Origin of the sequence: Bradyrhizobium prioriisuperbiae (assembly GCF_032397745.1) — a bacterium.
GTDB classification, from domain to species: domain Bacteria; phylum Pseudomonadota; class Alphaproteobacteria; order Rhizobiales; family Xanthobacteraceae; genus Bradyrhizobium_A; species Bradyrhizobium_A prioriisuperbiae.
Map to the genome: position 1 here is coordinate 8,185,139 of NZ_CP135921.1, position 21,362 is coordinate 8,206,500.

18 protein-coding genes are annotated in these 21,362 nt (G+C 59.8%); 14 read left to right on the forward strand and 4 right to left on the reverse strand.

The features are described 5' to 3' along the window. Nucleotides 1-53 precede the first annotated feature (53 nt). The gene (locus RS897_RS37905; RefSeq protein ID WP_315833770.1) at nucleotides 54-1,652 is read right to left on the reverse strand and encodes an FAD-dependent monooxygenase; all 1,599 of its coding nucleotides are present in this window, start codon (nucleotides 1,650-1,652) and stop codon (nucleotides 54-56) included. A gap of 97 nt (nucleotides 1,653-1,749) precedes the next feature. Then, entirely contained in the window at nucleotides 1,750-2,505 is a 756-nt protein-coding gene (locus RS897_RS37910) for an IclR family transcriptional regulator (RefSeq protein WP_315833771.1), read from the reverse strand. 166 nt (nucleotides 2,506-2,671) lie between these two features. On the opposite strand from RS897_RS37910, the gene RS897_RS37915 reads away from it, so the two are divergent. From RS897_RS37915 to RS897_RS37950, 8 genes are all read left to right on the forward strand, one after another. Next, entirely contained in the window at nucleotides 2,672-4,030 is a 1,359-nt protein-coding gene (locus RS897_RS37915) for an MFS transporter (RefSeq protein WP_315833772.1), read from the forward strand. 258 nt (nucleotides 4,031-4,288) lie between these two features. Beyond that, nucleotides 4,289-5,047: a molybdate ABC transporter substrate-binding protein gene (locus tag RS897_RS37920; RefSeq protein ID WP_315833773.1), complete on the forward strand. Its 759-nt coding sequence runs from the start codon at nucleotides 4,289-4,291 to the stop codon at nucleotides 5,045-5,047. Between the two features lie 57 nt (nucleotides 5,048-5,104). After that, nucleotides 5,105-5,968 carry an amidohydrolase family protein gene (locus RS897_RS37925; protein ID WP_315833774.1) on the forward strand — a complete coding sequence of 288 codons (864 nt, stop codon included), beginning with the start codon at nucleotides 5,105-5,107 and terminating at the stop codon, nucleotides 5,966-5,968. A 169-nt stretch (nucleotides 5,969-6,137) separates the two neighbouring features. Then, nucleotides 6,138-6,404 carry a type II toxin-antitoxin system ParD family antitoxin gene (locus RS897_RS37930; protein WP_315833775.1) on the forward strand — a complete coding sequence of 89 codons (267 nt, stop codon included), beginning with the start codon at nucleotides 6,138-6,140 and terminating at the stop codon, nucleotides 6,402-6,404. A 251-nt stretch (nucleotides 6,405-6,655) separates the two neighbouring features. Continuing rightward, nucleotides 6,656-7,927 carry a hypothetical protein gene (locus RS897_RS37935; protein ID WP_315833776.1) on the forward strand — a complete coding sequence of 424 codons (1,272 nt, stop codon included), beginning with the start codon at nucleotides 6,656-6,658 and terminating at the stop codon, nucleotides 7,925-7,927. Between the two features lie 157 nt (nucleotides 7,928-8,084). Further along, nucleotides 8,085-8,789 (forward strand): M12 family metallopeptidase, encoded by a 705-nt coding sequence (locus tag RS897_RS37940; RefSeq protein WP_315833777.1) that lies wholly within the window; start codon nucleotides 8,085-8,087, stop codon nucleotides 8,787-8,789. Next, the gene (locus tag RS897_RS37945; RefSeq protein WP_315833778.1) at nucleotides 8,786-10,303 is read left to right on the forward strand and encodes a trypsin-like serine peptidase; all 1,518 of its coding nucleotides are present in this window, start codon (nucleotides 8,786-8,788) and stop codon (nucleotides 10,301-10,303) included. The genes RS897_RS37940 and RS897_RS37945 overlap by 4 nt, the downstream gene beginning before the upstream one ends. A 101-nt stretch (nucleotides 10,304-10,404) precedes the next feature. Continuing rightward, complete coding sequence (locus RS897_RS37950; RefSeq protein WP_315833779.1) at nucleotides 10,405-12,324, forward strand: di-heme-cytochrome C peroxidase; 1,920 nt, start codon at nucleotides 10,405-10,407, stop codon at nucleotides 12,322-12,324. 152 nt (nucleotides 12,325-12,476) lie between these two features. Here the strand turns inward: RS897_RS37950 and RS897_RS42405 are convergent, their stop codons facing one another. Beyond that, complete coding sequence (locus RS897_RS42405; protein WP_407654381.1) at nucleotides 12,477-13,403, reverse strand: IS110 family transposase; 927 nt, start codon at nucleotides 13,401-13,403, stop codon at nucleotides 12,477-12,479. 129 nt (nucleotides 13,404-13,532) lie between these two features. After that, a complete protein-coding gene (locus tag RS897_RS37960; RefSeq protein ID WP_315833780.1) occupies nucleotides 13,533-15,236 on the reverse strand; it encodes an IlvD/Edd family dehydratase in 1,704 nt (567 codons plus the stop codon). 186 nt (nucleotides 15,237-15,422) lie between these two features. Between RS897_RS37960 and RS897_RS37965 the strand changes: the two genes are divergently transcribed. The 6 genes from RS897_RS37965 to RS897_RS37990 are packed head-to-tail and all read left to right on the forward strand — an operon-like array spanning nucleotide 15,423 to nucleotide 21,362. Further along, nucleotides 15,423-16,709 carry an ABC transporter substrate-binding protein gene (locus RS897_RS37965; protein ID WP_315833781.1) on the forward strand — a complete coding sequence of 429 codons (1,287 nt, stop codon included), beginning with the start codon at nucleotides 15,423-15,425 and terminating at the stop codon, nucleotides 16,707-16,709. 33 nt (nucleotides 16,710-16,742) lie between these two features. Continuing rightward, nucleotides 16,743-17,690: a carbohydrate ABC transporter permease gene (locus RS897_RS37970; RefSeq protein ID WP_315833782.1), complete on the forward strand. Its 948-nt coding sequence runs from the start codon at nucleotides 16,743-16,745 to the stop codon at nucleotides 17,688-17,690. A 2-nt stretch (nucleotides 17,691-17,692) separates the two neighbouring features. Next, complete coding sequence (locus RS897_RS37975; protein ID WP_315833783.1) at nucleotides 17,693-18,529, forward strand: carbohydrate ABC transporter permease; 837 nt, start codon at nucleotides 17,693-17,695, stop codon at nucleotides 18,527-18,529. A 21-nt stretch (nucleotides 18,530-18,550) separates the two neighbouring features. Beyond that, on the forward strand, nucleotides 18,551-19,675 hold the full coding sequence (locus RS897_RS37980; protein ID WP_315833784.1) for an ABC transporter ATP-binding protein: 1,125 nt from the start codon (nucleotides 18,551-18,553) through the stop codon (nucleotides 19,673-19,675). After that, on the forward strand, nucleotides 19,672-20,676 hold the full coding sequence (locus tag RS897_RS37985; protein WP_315833785.1) for a Gfo/Idh/MocA family protein: 1,005 nt from the start codon (nucleotides 19,672-19,674) through the stop codon (nucleotides 20,674-20,676). Before RS897_RS37980 ends, RS897_RS37985 begins: the two co-directional genes overlap by 4 nt. Continuing rightward, on the forward strand, nucleotides 20,673-21,362 hold the full coding sequence (locus tag RS897_RS37990) for a GntR family transcriptional regulator (protein WP_315833786.1): 690 nt from the start codon (nucleotides 20,673-20,675) through the stop codon (nucleotides 21,360-21,362). Before RS897_RS37985 ends, RS897_RS37990 begins: the two co-directional genes overlap by 4 nt.

The window sequence follows — 21,362 nt, forward strand, 5'->3', positions numbered from 1 at the left end:
TGCCGGTGTCCGGCTTTTGTTGTTTTCTTCTGTCATCCGGGCAGACTGGAAGTTCAGGGATCCGCACCTACCGCGCGCTTGAGGATATCAGCCGGATTGCCGCTGGTCCGATCGGAGGCCCAGGCGACGAACTGGTCGGGGCGAACGAGCACCAGCAGCGCGCCGTAACGTTCCCGTCCGCCGGCACGGGTGTCGCTGATGACCTTGAGGGGAACGCGCAATCCGTCGGCCGCGCGCCTGAACTCCTGCGCGAATGCAGCCGGCGCACCGAGATCGAGCAACGTGAAGCCCTCGCCGAGCTCGTCGAAGATATTGCGTCCAGAGGACAAAGGCTGCGGCGCCAAATGATGGCCGGCCCGCGCGGCAAACTCGTGCGACCCGATCGCGCTGGGCTGACCGGTCATGCCTGCCACAATCGATGAGCCCTCGTAATGTGGCTCAAAACCGCTGACCTCGGAGCGCGCGCCCGACTGACGCTCGGTCCAGGCGTGTTCGAACGCGGATTTGTCCTGCTGCGGATTAAACCGTTCCAGGAAATCGCGATCGCTGTGGATCGCCTTCTCGATGAAGTCGCGCGCGGTCGACGCGAACACCGGCCGGCGCTCTTCGCCATATGAGTCCAGCAGCCGCCCCCCGGCCCACCCCTGCAGCGTCGCCGTCAGCTTCCAGCCGAGGTTCGCGGCATCCTCGAGCCCGGTATTGATGCCGTAGCCGCCGTAAGGCGGATGGCTGTGCGCGGCATCGCCGGCGATGAAGACGCGACCGTCATTGTAACGATCGGCGGTCGCGACCCGCAGATCCCAGAAGCCGATGTGATCGAAGTCGACGTCGAACTCGGCGCCGACGGCGGCGTGGAGACAGCGGCGGAAGTCGAAATTATCCTTGGTGGTGTCAGGCGGCACCGGCGCGTGGAAAAACCAGGTGGTGCCGAGATCGACGCGTCCGAAGAACTGCCAGTAGCCTTTCAAGTCGGGATGCAGCACGTTGTAGAACGACTTGCCGGGGAAGCGCTCCAGCAGGCGGTGCAGGCCAGTCGAGCGGAATACCAGCAACACCATCAGCCGGTCGTGATCCGATCGCGTCTGGGTGATGCCAGCCAACTCACGGATGGTGGATCGGCTGCCATCGCACCCGACGACATAATTGGCGCGCAGCGCGCGCCGCCCGTCGCCCTTGCGCGCGGCGATGTCGACACGCACGCCATGCTCATCCTGCGCAACATTTTCGGCGCTCCAGCCGTAGGCTGTTTCGATCGCCGCAATCTCGCTGGCGCGCTGGCGCAACACGGCTTCGGTGGCGTATTGCGGCAGGCGTTCGTTGTCAGTGAAATAAAACGGACGTACGAGCTCGCGCTGCAGCCAGTCGTGGTGGTAGCCGCTCAGCAGCGTGCCGTAGGCGGTCAAACCGCCGATGCCATAGTCCCGCGGAATCGTGCGCGCCGCGCGCAGCTGCTGTTCAGCGCCCCAGAAATGAAAATGCTCCAGGGTGCGCTGGGTGAGATTCTGTCCTTTGGGGATCGGCTGCGGCTCGGTGTAGCGCTCGACCAGGCAGCAGCGGATGCCGCGCTGGCCGAGATCGATCGCCAAGCCCGTGCCGACGGGACCGCCGCCGACAATCACAACCTGGGTGTCGAGGTCGTTCGATGAGGTCATTCTCAGTGGATAGCCGACAGTGAAACCGGCATATCCCGGCGGCGGGATGATGGAATACGCGCCAAGATTGAGTCAAGAATAATCTCAATATATGAGATTATTCGACCGGAAAGCTGTCCGCCCCGATCTGCATGGCCACCTGCTGCACCTCGGGTCCGATCAGATCGATCTGCGCCCCGGTGACCAGGTGGCCGGCCATGGTCAGGCACAGGCTCGCGATCGGATGGCCGCCGGCGTCGAAGATCGGCGCGGCGATGCCGACCGCGCCCGGCGTGACCTCGCCATGGGCGACGGAGAAGCCGGCTTTGCGCACCTTCTTGAGGCTTTTGTAGACCTCCTCCGGCGTCGTCCCGAGACCGACTGCACTGAGATCCGACAGGTTGCGCTCGATCAGCGGCATCAGCCGCTGCCGCGGCAGAAAGGCGATGATCGAACGCGCGATCGCGCCGCGCCCGAGCGGCATCGGGCGGCCGCGCGGATAACTGCTCATGGGATTTTTTGCCGAGGATTCCGAGGCAACGCAGAGGATCTTGTTGCCATACCAGCGCACCAAAAGCGCGGTGCAGGCATGCTTCGCGGTCAATTCCCTGAGATACGGCAGGCCGTTCGCCACCAGCGCATCGGACTTGCGCATCAGGTAGTCCATCTCGACCACCTTGGGGCCGAAGGTGAAACCGGCATTGCGGGTGGGCATCAGGAAGCCGGCTTCACGCAGGGTTTTCAGGTAGCGATAAAGCGTCGGGCGGCTGTAGCCCAACTCCTTCATCAGCTCCTCGGGAGTCCACTCCAGCCGCTGCTCGGAAAACACCTCGAGCACCGCCAGCACCCGTTCCAGACTGTTTGTCGTCTTCATGCCCCTCGACGCCCTCGCCGGCGCCACCCCGAATCCAGCCCCATCATCCCCTCTACACCGCTGCTGGCCGAACCGCGCACAAAAGGCCTTGAAAAGACCGAGGAGATCGAAGAAACATAGAATAATCTCATAATAAGAGATTTTGTAAAATAAAAGCGGGGAGCCTATGACAGCGGTTTCGGCACATTCAGACGCCCCATCCAGCGTGGTGGACGTCGCCGACTTCATCGACCGCCAGCCGGTGGCCGGCTTCCAAATTCGGCTGCTGCTGTTATGCGCGGCCGTGCTGTTCATCGATGGCTTCGACACCCAGGCGATCGGTTATGTCGCGCCCGACCTCGCGCGCGACTGGACTCTGCCGCGTGGCGCGCTGGGGCCGGTGTTCAGCGCCGGCCTGTTCGGCCTGATGATCGGCGCCTTGATTTTCGGCCCGGTCGCGGACCGCATCGGGCGCAAGCGGATCATTGTTGTCAGCACCTTCGCCTTCGGCCTGGGCACGCTGCTGACGATTTTCGCGCAGGACATCTATTGGCTGATCGCTCTGCGTTTCCTCACCGGCCTTGGCCTGGGCGGCGCCATGCCGAACGCCGTCGCGCTGACCTCGGAGTTCAGTCCGCATCGCCGCCGCGCCACCATGGTGATGACCATGTTCGTCGGCTTCTCCGTGGGCGCGGCACTCGGCGGGCTATTGGCCGCAGCCCTGATCCCGGCCTTCGGCTGGCGCTCGATCTTCCTTGTCGGCGGTATCGTTCCGATCCTGTTCGTGCCGGTGCTGGCAAAGCTGCTGCCGGAATCCATCCGCTTCCTGGCGCTGACCGGCCGCGACAACAATCGCGTCGCTGCGCTGCTCGCGCGAATTGCGCCATCGGTCACCTTCCCTGCTGGTACCCGCTTTGGCGTGCATGAGCCGAAGCTCGAGGGACTGCCGGTCGCGCACCTGTTCACCGAGAGCCGCACCACAACGACCCTCTTGTTCTGGGTGGTGTTCTTCATGAGCCTGCTCGACCTCTATCTGCTGTCGAACTGGCTGCCCACGGTGCTCAACGACCTCGGCGCGTCGATCTCGGTCGCGGCAGCCGTCGGCGCCATGCTGCAGGTCGGCGGCGTGGTCGGCACCTTCACGCTCGGACAGGTCATCGACCGGTTTTCGTTTCGCGCGCTTGCGCTCACCTATCTGTTCGCCGCGGTCGCCGTAACGGCGATCGGCTTTTCCGGGCACTCGATCGCGCTGGTCACGATCGCAATCTTCTGCGCCGGCTTCTGTATCGTCGGTGGCCAGATCGCCTCCAACGCACTGACGGCGACTTATTATCCCACCGCGATGCGCTCCACCGGCGTCGGCTGGGCGCTCGGCATCGGACGCGTGGGCTCGATCGTCGGACCGCTGATCGGCGGAATCATGCTGTCGCGTCATGTCGGCACGGAAACGCTGTTCATGGCGGCAGCGGTGCCGGCGCTGGTTGCCGGCGTTGCCGCATTTGCATTGAGCAGGACTACGCTCCACAGTGCATCGACGACCAAATGACTCCTGTACATTTGCAAACGCTAGTACCGCCGATCTGAAGTTCCTGCACCACTTGCCGCAAACTCATCCCAGGAACTTCAGATCGAAAAGCGGTACTAGAATCATAAAGTTGCTAGTGCCCCTGATGCATCCGAAGTTCGTGTCAGAGACTGCTGCGACGTATCAGGAACTTCGGATGCGGGGCACTAGTGTGACTGCCGCGTGCACTTGGATTCTTGCGGTGGCGTTGCTAGAGTTGATCCATCCGAGGCGCAACAAATGAAAAAACTCGCACTGGTCCTCGCTTCTCTTGTGATGGCAACCTTTCCCACCATGGCCGCAGACATCAACATCATGAGCGGCGGCGCGCCGAAAGAGGCGCTCGCCGTGCTGATCCCCCAATTCGAAAAACAGACCGGTCATCACATCAAAATGGCCTACATGGTCATCTCGGCCCTGCAGCAGAAACTGGCTGCGGGCGAGACCCCTGACATGGTGTTTATGCCAACCACGGCGATCGCCAATCTTGCCAAGGAAGGCAAGCTGCGGGCCGAGGGCAGCGCACCGTTCGGCATCGTCAAGATCGTCACCATCGTCAAGGAAGGCGCACCGCGCCCGGATATCTCGACACCGGAGGCGTTCCGCGCCACGCTGCTGAAGGCACAGTCCGTGGTGTATTCGACGCCGACGGCCACACCGAGCGGCGCCCACATGGCCAAGGTGGTGGCGCAGCTCGAGATCGCCGACGCGGTTGAAAAGAAAGTGACCTATCGCCCCGCGCTCGATGGCGGCGTCGAGATGGTCGCCGACGGCAAGGCCGAGATCGGCATCTATCCCTCCAGCGAAGTGATTCACGTGAAGGGTGTCACCCAGGCGGGCCCTCTGCCGGACGCTTTGCAGATGAACCTGATCTATGGCGCGGCGACGACGGTTGCGAATCCAAATCCTGAGCCGGCGCTGGCCTTCATCAGGTTTATGACCAGCAAGGACAATCTCGGCGTGTGGAAAAACGCAGGCTTCGAGCCGCCGGCAAACTAGCCGGCCTCGCCAGATCCCGTCGTTGTTGCTGGAACCTCTCGATCGATAAGCTGCTGCATGACCAAGCTCTGCCTCGCGCCCGATCCAAATCCCAAGCCGCCGGCTTTCACGCTGCCGGACAACGCGACCGACTGCCACATGCATCTGTTCGGCACGGCGCCGGCTTTTCCATACGTCGGAGAGCGCGACTACACGCCGGCGGAAGCGAGCGCCGAGGCGGCGCGCGCGCTCTACAAGACACTCGGCATCCAGCGCTTCGTGGCAATCCAGCCGAGCGTCTATGGCACGGACAATCGCTGCCAGCTCGACTTCGCCACCGCGGTCGGGCTGCCATTCCGCGCCATCGTGGTGCTGTCTCCGGACACCTCCGACCAGGAGATGACCAGGCTGCACGACCAGGGCGTGCGCGGCATCCGCTACATTCTCGCCCATCCCGGCGGCCTCGACATCGCGACACTGGAACGCACGGCCGACCGCGCCCGCGCTTTCGGCTGGCATCTCGAATTCCTGATCAAGCCGGCGCAACTGGTCGAACTCGCGCCGCGCTTGATGAAGCTCTCCTGCCCTGTGTCATGCGATCATCTCGGCTTCATCAAGCCGGAGCTCGGACTGGAGCAGCCCGGCTTCCAGGCCCTGCTGCGCCTGCTGCAGAGCGACCATGGCTGGGTGAAATTCTCCGGCGCCTATCGTGTTTCCGGCAAAGCCGATCACTACGACGCCGTGCTGCCGTTCGCGCGCAAGCTCGCGGAGACGCGTCCCGAGCGCATCGTGTGGGGCAGCGACTGGCCGCATGTCGGCCAGATGCAGGTGATGCCTGCCACCACGCCACTTTTGAATCTACTGCAGGACTGGGTGCCGGATGAGGGACAGCGTAGGCGGATTCTGGTCGACAATCCGTCAGAGTTTTACGGGTTCGAATAAGGGTTGCCGATCCAAACTGGTGCGCGCATCCGCCGCGCTTTCTAGACGCAACGCTCATCTCTGCGGCAGCGCTTGAGAATGCTTCCGAATAAACGCCACCCGCGAGACGCAATGGAGAGTTTGCCTGTTATCTCATTAAGTATTACTTTATAATACACGAGGAGATCGCATGGCCACCAGCTACACCATCGGCAAACACTATGAGGGCTTCATCAAGCAACTGGTGGAGAGTGGCCGCTACAGCACCGCCAGCGAAGTGATACGTGACGGTCTCCGGCTCGTCGAAGAACGCGAAGAGCGACGCCAAGCCAAGCTCGACGCTTTGCGAGCCGAGATTCAAAAGGGTCTCGATAGCGGCACGGCTGAGCCCTTGGACATCGAAGAGGTCATCACCGAAGCCAAACGACGCAAAGCCACTGGCACGCATGCCAAATAGTCAAACGCGCCGCCCACAAGCACGCGAAGACTTTCTCGATATTTGGCGATACATTGCCGACGACAACCAAACGGCAGCGACCGGATTTCTGTCCGCTCGCGTCGCGTCAGCGAGTTGAACTAGTCTGATTAGGCGCTGAGAACGGGTCGTTACGCAGTCATCGCGCTTCCACTGAACAGGCGACGGCTTACACCGAGCTCTGTCACCCAGAACCTTTGGCTTGACTTGCAACTCAATCAAGCTGAGAGTGTATGATGGACAAAAAACAACTCATGCTGGCAAAGATGATGGCTATTGTCCGCGCGAGCTTGATTGCAATTGCTACCGGCTGCTTCATTTCATTGGCATCGCAGCCGGGTTATGCTCAGACATCGTTGCCCCCTGCCATCGACGCCTTCGTGACGGCATCAACCGCGCTTGTTAAAGCCGCGGGGGAGCGTGTGGATCTTGGCCGATCAAGCGATCGGATGAATTTGATCCGAAGTTCGCTTTCGGCAAGCCTGCTGGCGAGGCCGCTACAGGCCAAGATTACCGTACCGATAGATGTGGCGAAGATGCTTTGCGAGGCGAGAGTCAATAACATCGAAGTCGCAGCACGCCGAAATTATTTACAATCCGTCGCGGCGCGTGTTGATGAGGTTGGAAAGCCAGCCAAAATCGACAACCTTGAAACAGCCTTCCAGTCTCTCTTCAATAGCCAGAGTCTGGACATCAGCGTGACTGGTCTACCCACAGCGGATGCGCTTGCAGCAGCTAAGACGTCAATCAGGCAGAGATGCGAGCAGGATTTGCTGACGTTCCCGCGGGCTTACTACGGAAACAACCTTGGCATTGCTGAACTTCCGTCGAATGCAGCCCCCGCTGAGATGGTACCGGTTTTTATAGCTATTGGCGCACTGATCGACACGATCACGAAAATCATCACCCCAGTTGTTGTTGAGGGCGCCAAAATCGTCGACGAACAACGTAGGCGCGATGCCATCCTTTCGTTTCTGACAGCGCCTGGCAATATTGCCCGCATTCAGGATTCCGGCATCGCGCTGTCCAAACAGATTTCGTTGTACATTTGGGACAAACGACTGAAATTGGCCGGCAATATCACAGAACTTTCAACGGTTGTGCGAAATGCGCAGATTGATCTGACAAAGGATGAAGCCTGCAAGAAGCTCACTGCGGCAAGCGGACCGCTGACCGCTGACGGCAAGTCGGCTTCGGATGACTACATTATGTGTTATCGATTTGCTTGGTCGCAGATCGAGTCATCCGTTGCAGCGCTGCTCAAGGCGGCGGACCAATTTGACCAATTGGCAGATGCTGGCGACACCGACAATGCGCGCAAAGCTTTTGAGCCCTTGGCAAAATCTCTTCAGGCCGTCTCGGCACCAGGCGATGATGGCCTCATCAAGTTCTGGAATTGGGCTATCAGACTTGTCGGCTTTGCGCAGAAAGTTGAGACCGCCTTCAGCAGCGATAGCCGCACCAAGATCAGTCAGGCAATTGATGACCTTGTAAAAAATAGATGATTGAAGGGCATTCCAGATGCTGAGCCGCCGTAGTTTCGTCGCAGGATCGTCAGCGTCTGCGTTTGGATGTTTATGCCACACCAGGAATGCCGCGTCGCAGGCCTTTGGCAGCAACCCCATTCGCTTCTGTACTGAACTCGTAATGACGGATGTCAAGTTGGCGCAGTCGCTGGCAGTCGATGAGAACCCACGAAACCAAACTGTAGAAAGCCGCGGCGCCAATGCTGAGGCCCTATCTCTGACCGAGAAAAAATGGAATCCAGACCGTCGGACGCTTAGCGTTGATTTTATAGACAGTCCGCCCTTCATCGATAAGGTGATTAAAGCTGCGGTCGGTTGGCACGACACGATGTCTCTACGATTCCAATTCGGGAAGGGCTCGCCCGATATTCTCGTAAGCTTTGTCGACGGTGGCGGCTCGTGGAGCTACATTGGAACCGACAGCAAGTACTACGCCGGCAAGTCTATTCCGTCGATGAACTTCGGGTGGTTTAACAGCACTACACCCGACAACGAGTTTCGCCGCACCACGCTCCATGAATTTGGGCATGCACTTTCTCTTATCCACGAACATCAGCATCCTGGCAGCTCAATCTCATGGAAAAAAGATGCTGTATACGCGTACTATAGCAATCTCGGATGGGATTCCGCGAAGGTCGATCAGAACATCTTCGGCAAATACGACATTACCCAGGTGAACGGTAGCGCCTACGATCGTACGTCGATCATGCACTATCCCATTCCTGCCGAGCTGGTTATGAACCCGACCGACGTCGTGGGTTGGAACGACAATCTTTCACCAAACGACCGCGTCGTGATGGCCTCTTTGTACAAGCGCACTCCGGGAAAATTGCCTACATGACTCGCAAAAGCTCATTCAAAGTTTGGCTTTGCGCATCAGCGTTCGCTATGCTGGCCAGTCATCTTGCGCCAATCAGCGACGCACATTCGCAAAGTTTTGTTGGACGAGGCTCCCCCACTCAGTTACCGACCGGATGTGGGGGGCTTTGCGCGGACGAGCCGCTTGAGATTCGTAAGATCGAACCAGGGAACAATCCAGTTGAAACTGGTTGCGGAGGTTTATGCGACAACGAAGCGCTCGAGGTTCGTCCAAGCCGTGACACCAGCCCGGTTCAGGCGCCGGTAGGCTGCGGAGGTGTCTGTTTAACCCTTTCGCCACCGCCAGTGAAGCTGGTCGTCGATACACCGGTCGGCTGTGGTAGTTTTTGCAACATAGACGATGACAACTTCGAGGAGCAGGTCAAAACCTTCAAATTTCCCTTGAAGACTTATCTCGGGACAGAATCTCTCGAGATTGCTTCACCACCCGCTGATAAAAATGCATTCACTAACACGTCCTTCAAGCTCGCACGATCGATGCTTGAGGATCAGAAGACTCATTTCGATGATGATTTTCGGATTTGTACGTCTCGCGCTGAAGCTCCCCAAAGCGTCTGGAGAGAAGCTCTTGTTCAGAGGTCCAAGCTGCTTGCATGTCAAAAGGCCGCTGAACTGGTTCTTGAGCAACGCGGCGATAATGCCGTAACCTATTTCCGGTTTCTCAACGGTCAATCTACAGGGCAGTCCGGTTCGCTCGCAGAATTGGCTAGAAATTATAAAGAAGCATGTTTGCAACCGTTGAGCGATTACTACACCACTGCGCCATTTCAGTCTCTTTTCGGTGCCGAGTTCGGCAATGCATTGCTCGACAATGTCGGAGGCTTATCAGGCAGGGCAGGCGCAGTGACTTCGCTCTGCACAGCCTCGATCGTGGCTGATGGCGCGGGAAAACTAAGTCTTTTGACTGCTGCGCACTGCATCGGCTCCATACGCACCATGGGCCAAGGGCAGCAGGTTGCGTCTTTGTTTGACGAATTGGTTTTTACATCGCTTTCAGGAAAAAAAATGCGAGTTGAAGTCGATCAGGATGTGAAGGGCTGGCTTTTCATGCCCGGACGAGATCTTGTTCAGATTCCAGCTTCAGCTGACGTGGAAGCCGTAACCAAGGGCCTCGAGTTCGGTAATCCCAAAAGTCTGCAGGCATGGGATCCTTTGTATATCGTTGGCTTAAATCCAATGTTATCGGCTGTTGCACGCGCAGACCAGTCTGTCACCAATATTCAGCCTTTGCAGGCGGCAACGATTACCTTCTCTGCGCCGTGCCGGGTCATCGGAATTTCAGGCGCGTTGCTGTCTCACAACTGCGAAACGGAAAAGCAAATGTCCGGAAGTCCTGTTTTCGCGATGATTGGCGGAAAACCCGTCGTCGTAGCGGAGCACACTGGCGGAGATAACCAGCCATCGCCCATTGCTGCCTGCGGTTTGAACAGCTTTGCTGCCAGCAATCGCGCAGTCATTCTTCCAAGCAAGAGCTAGCTATCGACGTTTATTTATAGTCGATTCAAAGGAAAAATATCTGCTCGATTTAGATCTATTCACTTAGAAGCGGTCAACACACATAGGGCTGCCGAGACTACATGATCAGGCTGTGCACTCTTGCCGTCTTTTTACTGGCCTTCTTTGGCCTTCCTACGAGCTCACGTGCCGCGCAGAGCTGCGGTAACGAATTGGGTCAAGGATGGACACAGTGCGATCGTGATTGGTGGTACACCGTCACACAAGGCTCCAGGCTTCTTCCGCTCGCTTGGATGAAAGTCTTGGAAGAGCCCGACGGTCCAGGCAAAATCCTCTCCGACACTAACATCACCCGATTCAACTATCTGCTTAACCCTAAGTCCAAACGCAACCCCGAGGGTCTCCCTGTTGGTTTCGCTGTCGACAACGGCGGGAGCGGATCGCCTCAGGCGATGTGTCGGACCTTTGGCAAACTTTGCGAAAGCGGAACGATGACGAAGCCCTGGGTCGGCTTCAACTGTTCTGCGTGCCATACGAACGATATTGCATACAAAGGCAAAACTATTCGGATCGACGGAGCGCCGACGCTTGCCGATTTTCAAGGATTCACCAACCAAATCTTGGCGTCGCTCATCGCAACTTCGTCGAACGATGACAAGTTCCGACGCTTCGCACTGGCGGTTCTTGGGTCCTCGGCCACAGAGGTTGAACGTCAGCACCTCAACGAAGAGCTACAGCAAGTCGTAAGTTGGGAAAAAACGCTTCACAATCAGAACGGTGATTCCATTCAATATGGGTTCGGACGACTGGATGCGCAGGGTCACATCCTTAATAAGGTCTCTTTGATCCTAGACGTAACATCTCAGCTTCATTATCCTGCCGATGCGCCAGCTTCCTACCCTCACATCTGGAACGCTCCTCAGCACGACCTGGTGCAGTGGAACGGCCTCGCCCCCAATAAATTCGAATATCAACTCGGGCCTGGTCTTAAAACGAACATCGGTTCTCTAGCGCGCAATACGGGAGAAGTTATCGGCGTTTTCGCTCACGTCGATGCATCGAACGCTGATTGGCTTGGCGGATACAAGTCGAGCATCCAGTTGGCAAACTTGATTGATATTGAAAGGCACCTCGGCAAGCTACAATCGCCAAGGTGGCCAGAAGACATTCTGGGGAAGATTGACGTCGCACTCGCAAAGCAGGGAGAGATTAAATTTAAAGCCATTTGCGCCGAGTGCCACGCACCGCTTGCGAGAACAGATCTCAAATCTGTTGTTAAGGCTGAGATGCGACCGCTCACGTCAGTAGGTACCGACCTTGCGTTGGCTTGCAACACTTTTGCCCACACCTCGAAAACCGGAGAGACCGAAGGCCGCAAAGTTCTCGTTGTTCTCGGAGACACCATCAAAGCGACTGAACCTACCGCGACCCTACTTCGTCACATGATTGCAGGTTCTATCGTTGGCGAGCGAAGCGAATTGGCAAAGAAGGCAATTAAAGACCTTTTCACGCCATCCGCGCCGCCAACGCCGTTGGAAGCGACAATAAGCGCGGCCGCACCCGTGGAATATCTGCCTGGTGTCTCTGATCCTGCCACCAAAAAGCGCGCCGAAAATTGCCTACGAGCAACAGGCCCAGATTTTAAAGGCAAAAGTCTGGCGTACAAAGCGCGGCCGCTCAATGGCATATGGGCAACCGCTCCGTATCTTCATAATGGCTCGGTACCGACGCTCTATGATCTCCTTTTGCCAACCGACTTACGCAACACCGCGCCGCTAGCAAACGCTGTGATTGCAGATAGCAACGGCGAATCTACGAATGGTGTCAACAAGAGACCAATTTCGTTCTACGTCGGAAGCAGAGAGTTCGACCCAAAGAACGTTGGTTTCGTAACTGCCAAATCAGAAATCAGCTTTGAATTTCGAGTTCGTGACCAATCCAACACTCCGATTTTTGGAAACTACAATTCCGGCCACGAATACGGCACGTTATTGAATGATGAGGATCGCAGAGCACTTGTCGAATACCTCAAGACGCTCTGATATGCGATGATAAACCTTCGCAGTTGGCGCCGCGCCACTTCAAGCCCACGAATTCTGAGCCCCAATCGAGAGCGTGATCGTAACGGCCTTCCCGAGCGTCTCAATCCAACAACCCACCTCTGAATGAGATAACGGGGACAAGCGTTGGCGAGTTAGGCTGAAGCACAAAAGCAATCGATCAGACGGAATACGCTCTGATGTCCTTCGTCAAGCGTATTTTGCATGCGAACTCGGCTCCATGCGATTTCCGCTGGAGTGATGGGAGTGATGATCGTGCAAGGGTGGAGGCGAAGCCTGAAGACGTCGGTGATTAAGCTCTGATGCGCGGGTTCTGATTCGCAGTTCCGAGATTTCGTCCGGGGCTGTCCGTCGTCTACGCGCGCGCGTCGATCAACTGATCGGCTACAAGGCGTAATCGGGAATTCCCCTGCCGTGGCTTCGCCTCCGCCGTTACACGATATCTGCCGGATTGCAGCCCGGATCTGCCGCACGGCCAGCAGCATCTCCTCGAAGACGATACGCTGCTCGCGGTGTGCGAGCTTCTGGCTCACCAGCCAGTTCATATGGGCTCTGGTCCAGGTTCGTTTGCCCGGATAATGCCGTCCGATCCGCAGCAGCAGCGACAACACCTGCTGCCGTTTGGATTTGAGGTCATCGACCGCCGCCTCCCGCCCCCGCACTAGGTCCCGCATCGCCTCATGCCGCTCATCGGGAACCCAGACCGCCGTCAGTTCGCCCGCACGCAACAGTTTGGCCAGATTGAGCGCATCGCGCCGGTTGGTCTTCACCCGATCGCCCGGCTTCTTCGGGATCAGCGACGGAGCCACCACCACACAATCGTGGCCGAGACTCCTGATCAACCGGTACAGCCCGTACCCGGTTGGGCCGGCCTCATAACAGAACGTCAATTGCCGATGCTGCGCGGCAAGCTTCTTCACCAGTTTGCGCGTCGCCGCCTCGGTGTTCTCAATGTCGCCGAAAAAGCGTACCTCGCCGTTCCGCCCACCTTGTGCAATTCGCACTGAATTGCGCAGCTTCGACGTATCGAAAGCCACAAAAGCTTCGCTATGATCCGTCACGACTCGTCCTCCTTGCTTTGAGGCTCTACCCGGGACAATCCGGGCAACCCTCGCTCAGCATCGATGGCGAGTCGCCTCAAGGGAAAGACATACGGTCTACGCTAACTAATCCGCCATACGGTCAGCAGGCTACTCGTCCGTCCCCGCCATGAAATCGAAGTCACATCCCTCGTCCGCCTGCAAAATCGCTTCCGTGAACAGCTTGGCATAACCACGCTTCGGCGTTTTCGCCGGCGGCAACTTCGCCAGCGCTTCACGTCGCTTGGCCAGTTCGGCGTCGTCGACCAGCAATTCGATGCTGCGTGCGGGAACGTCCAGCTTGATGCGATCGCCGCTCTTGACCAGCGCCAGCGGGCCGCCGTCGGCGGATTCAGGCGTAATGTGCAGCACGATGGTGCCGAACGCGGTGCCGCTCATGCGCGCGTCGGAGATCCGCACCATGTCCTTGACGCCCTGGCTGCCGATCTTCTTGGGGATCGGCAGATAGCCGGCTTCCGGCATGCCGGGTGCGCCTTTCGGGCCGGCGTTGCGCAGTACCAGCACGTCGTCCGCGGTGACATCAAGATTCGGATCATCGATCCGCGCGGTGAGGTCTTCCACGGATTCGAACACAACGGCACGGCCGGTGTGCTGCAGCAGCCTCTCGCTCGCCGCCGAATGTTTGATGACGGCGCCGCGCGGCGCGAGATTGCCGTGCAAAATGGCCATCGCGCCTTCCGGCTTGATCGGTGTGCTGCGCGGACGGATCGCGTCCTGGTTCGGCACCTCCTCGGCGTCCCTGACGATGTCGCGGAGCGTGCCGCCGGCCACTGTCTTGGCGTCGAGGTCGAGCAGATCGCCGAGCTGCTTCATCAGCTTGGGAACGCCGCCGGCGTGATGGAAGTGCTCCATGTAATGCGCGCCGGACGGCTTGAGGTCCACCAGCACCGGCACCTCGCGCCCGAGCTTGTCGAAGGCGTCGAGATCCACGCGGTGCGTGGTGCGATTGGCGATGGCAGTCAAATGAATCAAGCCGTTGGTCGATCCGCCGATCGCCTGCAGCACCACCTGGGCATTGCGGAACGCGGATGGCGTCAGCAATTCGCTCGGCTTCGGACCACCTGTCACAGCCATCTCGGCGGCGCGTTTGCCGCTGGCCTCAGCACAGCGCACGCGCTCGGCATGGGGCGCGGGAATGGTCGCGCTCATGGGCAGCGACAGGCCCAGTGTCTCGGTGATGCAGGCCATGGTGCTGGCGGTGCCCATCACCATGCAGGTGCCGACCGATGGCGCAAGACGTCCATTGACCGCGGCGATCTCCTCCTCGTCGAGCTCTCCCGCGCGATGCGCACTCCACAGACGCCGGCAATCGGTGCAGGCGCCGAGCACTTCGCCCTTGTGATGGCCCACCACCATCGGTCCGACCGGAAGCACCACCGTGGGCAGATCGGCGCTGACAGCGGCCATGATCTGCGCCGGCAAGGTCTTGTCGCAGCCGCCGATCACGACCACGGAGTCCATCGGCTGGGCGCGGATCATTTCCTCGGTGTCCATCGCCATCAGGTTGCGCAGGTACATCGAGGTCGGGTGTGCGAAACTCTCGTGAATCGAGATGGTCGGAAACACCATCGGCATCGCGCCGGCCAGCATCACGCCGCGCTTCACCGCCTCCACCAGCACCGGCACATTGCCGTGGCAGGGGTTGTAGTCGCTGTAGGTGTTGGTGATGCCGACGATCGGCCGCTCCAGCGCGTCGTCGGAATAGCCCATCGCCTTGATGAAGGCCTTGCGCAGGAACAGCGAGAACCCGGCGTCTCCGTAGCTGGTCAGCCCTTTTCGTAGACCCTTGGTCATCTGCGTGTTCCTCGTTTCGCTTGCTTCTGGACCAGTCTGGAAATGATTGAAAGTGGGATTATTGTCAATAATAATGGCTTTATCGGCCACGATCCGGCGATAATTCCCCAATGTCCAATAGAATTATTGACAATCTTGATCTCAGTGCGATTAATGCGCCCCAAGCAAAAAACGGAGGGAGCGCAGATGAGACATCAACTGGCTGTAACAGGGGCGGTTCTCGGCCTGGTTTTGACCGGCGCAAGCGCGCTGGTGTCACCGGCCAAGGCCACAGAGATCGTGATGTGGAGCAACTGGCCGGACGAGCCGGCCAAGAAGGACTGGGTCTCCGCGCGGGTGAAGGAGTTCGAGGCGAAGACCCCGCAATGCACCGTCAAGCTCAGCTTCATTCCGAAGGCCGATGAATACGCCCAGGCCAAGTCGGCGGTGCGCACCGGGCAGGCTCCCGACATCTTCTACATGGAGCCGGACCAGCCGGAATTCCTGGCCGGCGGTTATCTTGAGCCGCTGGACAGCTACATCGACCTCAACAATCTCGAAGACTGGGCGAAGCCGGCCTGGACCTCGAAGGGCAAGGTCTACGGACTGCCGGTCGAGGCCTACACGGTCGAGCTCTATTACAACAAGAACCTGCTGAAGAAAGTCGGCGTCAACGTTCCGGACACTGCGCAGCTATCGCAGGCCGAGTTCACCGACCTCGTGAAGAAGGGCGTCGCCGCCAACATCACCCCGGTGGCGCAAGGCGTCGGTGACCGGCCCTTCCCCGGCGGTTTCCTGCTGTTCGAATCGCTGCTGCGCAAGCTTGGCCCCAACGATTACGGCAAGCTGCTCAATGGCGGCCTCTCGTTCAAGGATCCGCGCGTGATCGAGGTCATGACCTGGGTCAGGCAGCTGGTCGATCTCGGCGCTTATCCGAAGAGCTTTTCGACGCTGAAGCTCGGCGAGTCGCACTTCTATTTCTATAACACGCCGGGCGCGCTGACCTTCCCGGATCCGAGCTGGTTCACCGGCCGCGCCTTCGCGCCGCCGGAGAGCGGCGGCATGCCGAAGGAGTTCGCGCTCGGCATCATGCAGTTTCCGAAGATCGACGGCGGCACCTGCCCTGAGTGCAAGACGCTCGCGATCGGCGGCAGCTTCGTGATGTATTCCAAAAGCAAGAACAAGGACTGCGCCGGCGCACTGCTGAAGTCGATGGCCAACGTCGACAACGGCACCAAGTGGATGGAGCAGGTGTCGCTGCAGACCGGCATCAAATCCGACGCCAGCAAGATCCAGAGCGCCCACGCCGACTATTTCACCGAGCTGAACGCACGCAACAGGGGCGCCAAATACTTCTTCGGTACGCCGCTGCTGTACTACCGCGCCAAGTGCGCGGAGACCTACACCCAGGTGATGAACAATGCATTTCCCGCTGGCCTGATCAGCGTGAACGATGCGGCGGACAAGATGGATGCGGCCTGTCACAAGGGCTGAACAAGCGAAAGCTGACAAAGAATGACATCCGTCATGACTCCAAAACTGGCGGCGGCGCGCGATCCAAGCGCGCCGTCGCGCACTTCCTTTACCGACCCGCGCCGCGCCACGTGGCCGATCATCGCGATCTTTGTCGGCCCCGCGCTGCTGGTCTATTTCGGCCTGACCGCCTATCCTGCTTTCCGCACCATCTTCGACAGCTTCTTCACCATCGACGGCCCCGGCGCCATCTCCTTCACCGGCCTGTCGAACTACAGGGATCTGCTGACCGACGAGACATTCTGGGCCGCGGTGCGCAACACCTTCATCTGGTCGTTCGTCGCCCCCGTGCTTGATGTCGCCACCGGCCTGCTGCTAGCCGTCGCGCTGTATGCCGGCGTGCCGTTTGCGCGTTTTTTCCGCGTCGCCTGGTTCACGCCGGTGCTGCTGTCCTATGTCGTGGTCGCCATCCTCTGGATGTGGATCTACAACTATGACTGGGGCGCGGTGAATATCGGCTTACGCGCGATCGGCCTCGATTCCTGGACCCAATCCTGGCTCGGCAATCCCAACACCGCGCTTGGCGCGCTGATCGTCACCCACGCCTGGAAATGGGCCGGCTTCAACATGGTGGTGTGCCTCGCCGCCATCCACTCCTTGCCGTCCGAAGTGCTGGAAGCCTCCGAGCTTGATAACTGCGGCTGGTGGGACAAGCTGCGCTTCATCATCGTTCCGATGCTGCGCCCGACGCTGCTCAACCTCTATATCCTCGCCTTCATCGGCAAGATGAAGATCTTCGACCTGGTCTGGATCATGACCCAGGGTGGCCCGCTGTGGTCGACCGAGACCGTCTCGACCTATGTCTACAAGCGCGCCTTCAACTGGAACACATTCGACCTCGGTTATCCCTCGGCCATCGCGGCGGTGTGGTTTGGCGTGGTCTGCGCGGCGGTGATGCTGCTCAACCGCCTGCTCGCCTCGCGCGAACGCCTGGAGTTCTGATCATGGCCGCCTTCTCCCTTCCCCGGCTGGCCAGCCGTGGCGCGCTGAGCGGGATCATTGCGCTCTATACGTTCTACGCACTGGCGCCGTTTGTCTGGCTCGCCACCATGTCGGTGCGCACCACCGGCGAAATCAGCCTCAATCATTATGCCTGGCCGAAGCCGTTCCATTGGGAGCAATTCCGCAGCGCCTGGGTGGATTCGGACTTCGCCACCTATTTCTGGAATTCCACCGTCGTGGTGGTGGGCGCCGTCATCGTGGTCACCCTGATCGGTGCGGCCGCGGCGCATTGCCTCGCCCGTTTCCAGTTCAGGGGCAACCGCCTGATCTACGGCATCCTGTTCTCGTCGATCATCTTCCCGCCGCAGATCACGCTGATTTCGCTCTACCAGATCCTGGTCGACTACAACCTCTACAACAGCCTGCTGGGCCTGACGCTGGTCTACATCTCGCTGCAGCTTCCACTCACCGTCTATCTGCTGGAAGGCTTTTTCGCGCGGATTCCGCAGGACCTGTTCGATGCTGCCAAGATCGACGGTTATGGCGACCTGGAAATTTTCTGGCGGATCGCGCTGCCGGTCGGCATGCCGGCGATCGCCACCACATTGATCCTGAACTTCATCCAGCTCTGGAACGAATTCCTGTTCGCCGTGGTGCTGATCACCGATCCGGAGAAACGGACTTTGCCGATCGGCATCCGCGCCTTTATGGGCGATCACTTCCAGGACATCGGCATGATCGCCACCGGCGTGATGATTTCGGTGATCCCCGTCATTATCGTCTATGTGTTTTTCTCGGAAAAACTCATTCGCGGCATGACGGCGGGCGCCATCAAATAGAGGACTCCCAAAGGAACCCACATGGCCGTCGTCACCCTCGAGAACATCAGCAAGCGTTATGCGGGACCGTCGGGTCATCTCGCCGTGGACAATGTCGACATCACCATCGCCGACGGCGAGTTCATGGTGCTGCTCGGTCCCTCAGGCTGCGGCAAGTCGACCACGCTGCGGATGATCGCGGGGCTGGAGTCCATCACCTCCGGCACGCTGTCGATCGAAGGCCGGGTCATGAACGATGTGGCGGCGAAAGACCGCGACATCGCCATGGTGTTCCAGTCCTATGCGCTCTACCCGCACATGAGCGTCGAGCAGAATCTCGGCTTCGGCCTGCGCCGGCGCAACATCGCCAATGCCGAGATCGACCGGCGGGTGAAGGAAGCCGCCCAACTGCTCGGGCTCGATACGCTGCTGCAACGCAAGCCGAGCGCGCTGTCGGGCGGCCAGCGCCAGCGGGTGGCGCTGGGGCGCGCCATGGTGCGCGAACCGATGGTGTTCCTGTTCGACGAGCCGCTCTCGAACCTCGATGCAGCGTTGCGCGTCAACACCCGCAACGAGTTGATCAAGCAGCATCATCGTCTGAAATCGACCATGATCTATGTGACCCACGACCAGGTCGAGGCGATGACCATGGGCACGCGGATCTGTGTGATGAACGGCGGCAAGGTGGCCCAGATCGGCGCGCCGCTCGATGTCTACTGGAATCCGGCCGATACCTTCGTGGCGCGCTTTCTGGGATCGCCGCCGATGAACCTGTTCAAAGCCAGCATCGCCGGCGCAGCCGACGGCGCCCAGGCCGCAACCGGCTTCCTCCGCGCTTCGCTGAAACGATGGTCGCCGGAGACGCTGCACCGGCTGGCGAACAAAGCCATCACCATCGGCGTTCGCGCCGAGGATTTGCATCTTGACCAGGCCGCGGTGCCTGTGACCGATCGCGGCTCGATCCGCGGCCGCGTGGCCGCCGTCGAGCCGCTGGGCGCGGAAACCCTGCTGCTGGTGGAGACCGCACCCGGCGTGGAATGCACGGCACGCCTGCCGCGCAATCTCAAGGTTTCACCCGGCGAAACCGTCGAACTGTTCTTCGCGCCCTCCGCCGTCTTCCTGTTCGATCAGGAAACGACGCGCGCCATCAGGAGCGACCTGCAATGACCAAGCCGCTGCATATCGGCCTGATCGGCGCCGGCATGGTCAGCCGGCACCATTTGATCGGTTGGCGCGAGCTCGCCGGCCAGGCAAAGGTCGTGGCGATCGCCGATCCGTCGGAGGACAATGCCGGACAACGCGCTTCAGAGTTCGACATCCCGGCAATTTTTCCCGATGCCGCGGCCATGCTCGACAATGTCGACCTCGGCGCTGTGGATATCGCAGCGCCTCGCGCCCTGCACGCGCCACTGGTGCGTTTGGTCGCGGAAAGAGGCATCCCCATCCTGTGCCAGAAACCGCTGGCGCCGACGCTGCGCGAAGCTGAGCAACTGATTGCGGATGTCGGGACGCGAACCCGGCTGATGGTGCACGAGAACTGGCGGTTTCGTGGTTATTACCGCGACGCGGCGGCGTGGCTGCATGCCGGCAAGATCGGCCGGATCAAGCAGGCGCAGCTCACGCTCATGACCTCCGGGGTATTGGCGGGGACCGACGGCAAGCGACCGGCGCTGGAGCGGCAGCCGTTCATGCGACACGAGAAACGCTTGCTGGTGGCGGAGGTCCTGATCCATCATCTGGACACCCTGCGCGTGCTGCTGGGTGAGATGCAGGTGAGGAGCGCCGGCTTGAGCAGGACCTATCAGGAGCTGGCCGGCGAAGACGGCGCGGTGATTCAGCTCGAAACCGGCGACGGCGCGGCCGTCTCAGTGTTCGCCAGCTTCGCGGCCCATGGCCATCCGGCGACGCAAGTGGACCGGCTCGATATCCTGGGTGAGACCGGCGCGATCCGGCTGGACGGCGATATGCTGCGATGCCTGAGCACGTCGCCGGAAGACCAGCGTTACGATCTGGCCACCGAGTACCAGGGCTCCTACACCGCCACCATCCGGCATTTCATCGACTGCCTGACCCATGATCGCCCGTTCGAGACCTCGCCCGAGGACAATTTGAAAACGCTTCGGCTGGTCGAGGATTGCTACCGCCTGTCCGGATGGGAGGGCGCATGAAGATCTCATCCACCGCCAGCAAGGCCGAGACGGTCGCCTCGTCCCGCGACGACGAACAGACCCAGGTGATCCGGCGGCTGGAGGAAGACATCATCTTCGGCCGCTTCGCGCCGGGCTCGCGCCTGGTCGAGGACACGCTGATGGCGCGTTACGAGGCCAGCCGGCATTCCGTGCGCCAGGCGCTGTTCGAGCTCGAGCGGCAGGGCATCGTGCTGCGCGAGAAAAACATCGGCGCCACCGTGCGCTCCTACAGCAGCGACGAGGTCCGTCAGATCTACGAAGTGCGGGAAATGCTGACCCGGCAGGCGGTTCTGATGATCCCGCTGCCGGCGCCGCCGGCCTTGATCGAACAGCTGCGCGCCCTGCAGGCGCATTATTGCTCGTTCGCCGACAAGGGTGACCTGCGCGGCATCCACGAGGCCAATGATGCGTTTCACCTGGCCTTGTTCGGCGCCTGCGGCAATCCCTATCTGGTGCAGTCGCTGCTCAACTACATGAAGCTGACCCTGCCGATCCGGGCCAAGAACCTGGCCGACGCGGAAGGCCTGCGTATCTCCCAACAGCAGCACGACATGATGATCGACCTGCTGCAGCGACGCGACAGCTGGGCTCTGGCGCAGCTCTGCGTCGAGCACATGCGTTACAGCAAAACCGATTACCTGGAGCGGATCGCTGAAAACCTGTAG

Bases quoted from the DNA above. Each gene is read 5' to 3' on its own strand.
- RS897_RS37905 (WP_315833770.1), bottom strand. From the start codon at position 1,652: ATGACCTCATCGAACGACCTCGACACCCAGGTTGTGATTGTCGGCGGC.
- RS897_RS37910 (WP_315833771.1), bottom strand. From the start codon at position 2,505: ATGAAGACGACAAACAGTCTGGAACGGGTGCTGGCGGTGCTCGAGGTG.
- RS897_RS37915 (WP_315833772.1), top strand. From the start codon at position 2,672: ATGACAGCGGTTTCGGCACATTCAGACGCCCCATCCAGCGTGGTGGAC.
- RS897_RS37920 (WP_315833773.1), top strand. From the start codon at position 4,289: ATGAAAAAACTCGCACTGGTCCTCGCTTCTCTTGTGATGGCAACCTTT.
- RS897_RS37925 (WP_315833774.1), top strand. From the start codon at position 5,105: ATGACCAAGCTCTGCCTCGCGCCCGATCCAAATCCCAAGCCGCCGGCT.
- RS897_RS37930 (WP_315833775.1), top strand. From the start codon at position 6,138: ATGGCCACCAGCTACACCATCGGCAAACACTATGAGGGCTTCATCAAG.
- RS897_RS37935 (WP_315833776.1), top strand. From the start codon at position 6,656: ATGATGGACAAAAAACAACTCATGCTGGCAAAGATGATGGCTATTGTC.
- RS897_RS37945 (WP_315833778.1), top strand. From the start codon at position 8,786: ATGACTCGCAAAAGCTCATTCAAAGTTTGGCTTTGCGCATCAGCGTTC.
- RS897_RS37950 (WP_315833779.1), top strand. From the start codon at position 10,405: ATGATCAGGCTGTGCACTCTTGCCGTCTTTTTACTGGCCTTCTTTGGC.
- RS897_RS37960 (WP_315833780.1), bottom strand. From the start codon at position 15,236: ATGACCAAGGGTCTACGAAAAGGGCTGACCAGCTACGGAGACGCCGGG.
- RS897_RS37965 (WP_315833781.1), top strand. From the start codon at position 15,423: ATGAGACATCAACTGGCTGTAACAGGGGCGGTTCTCGGCCTGGTTTTG.
- RS897_RS37970 (WP_315833782.1), top strand. From the start codon at position 16,743: ATGACTCCAAAACTGGCGGCGGCGCGCGATCCAAGCGCGCCGTCGCGC.
- RS897_RS37975 (WP_315833783.1), top strand. From the start codon at position 17,693: ATGGCCGCCTTCTCCCTTCCCCGGCTGGCCAGCCGTGGCGCGCTGAGC.
- RS897_RS37980 (WP_315833784.1), top strand. From the start codon at position 18,551: ATGGCCGTCGTCACCCTCGAGAACATCAGCAAGCGTTATGCGGGACCG.
- RS897_RS37985 (WP_315833785.1), top strand. From the start codon at position 19,672: ATGACCAAGCCGCTGCATATCGGCCTGATCGGCGCCGGCATGGTCAGC.
- RS897_RS37990 (WP_315833786.1), top strand. From the start codon at position 20,673: ATGAAGATCTCATCCACCGCCAGCAAGGCCGAGACGGTCGCCTCGTCC.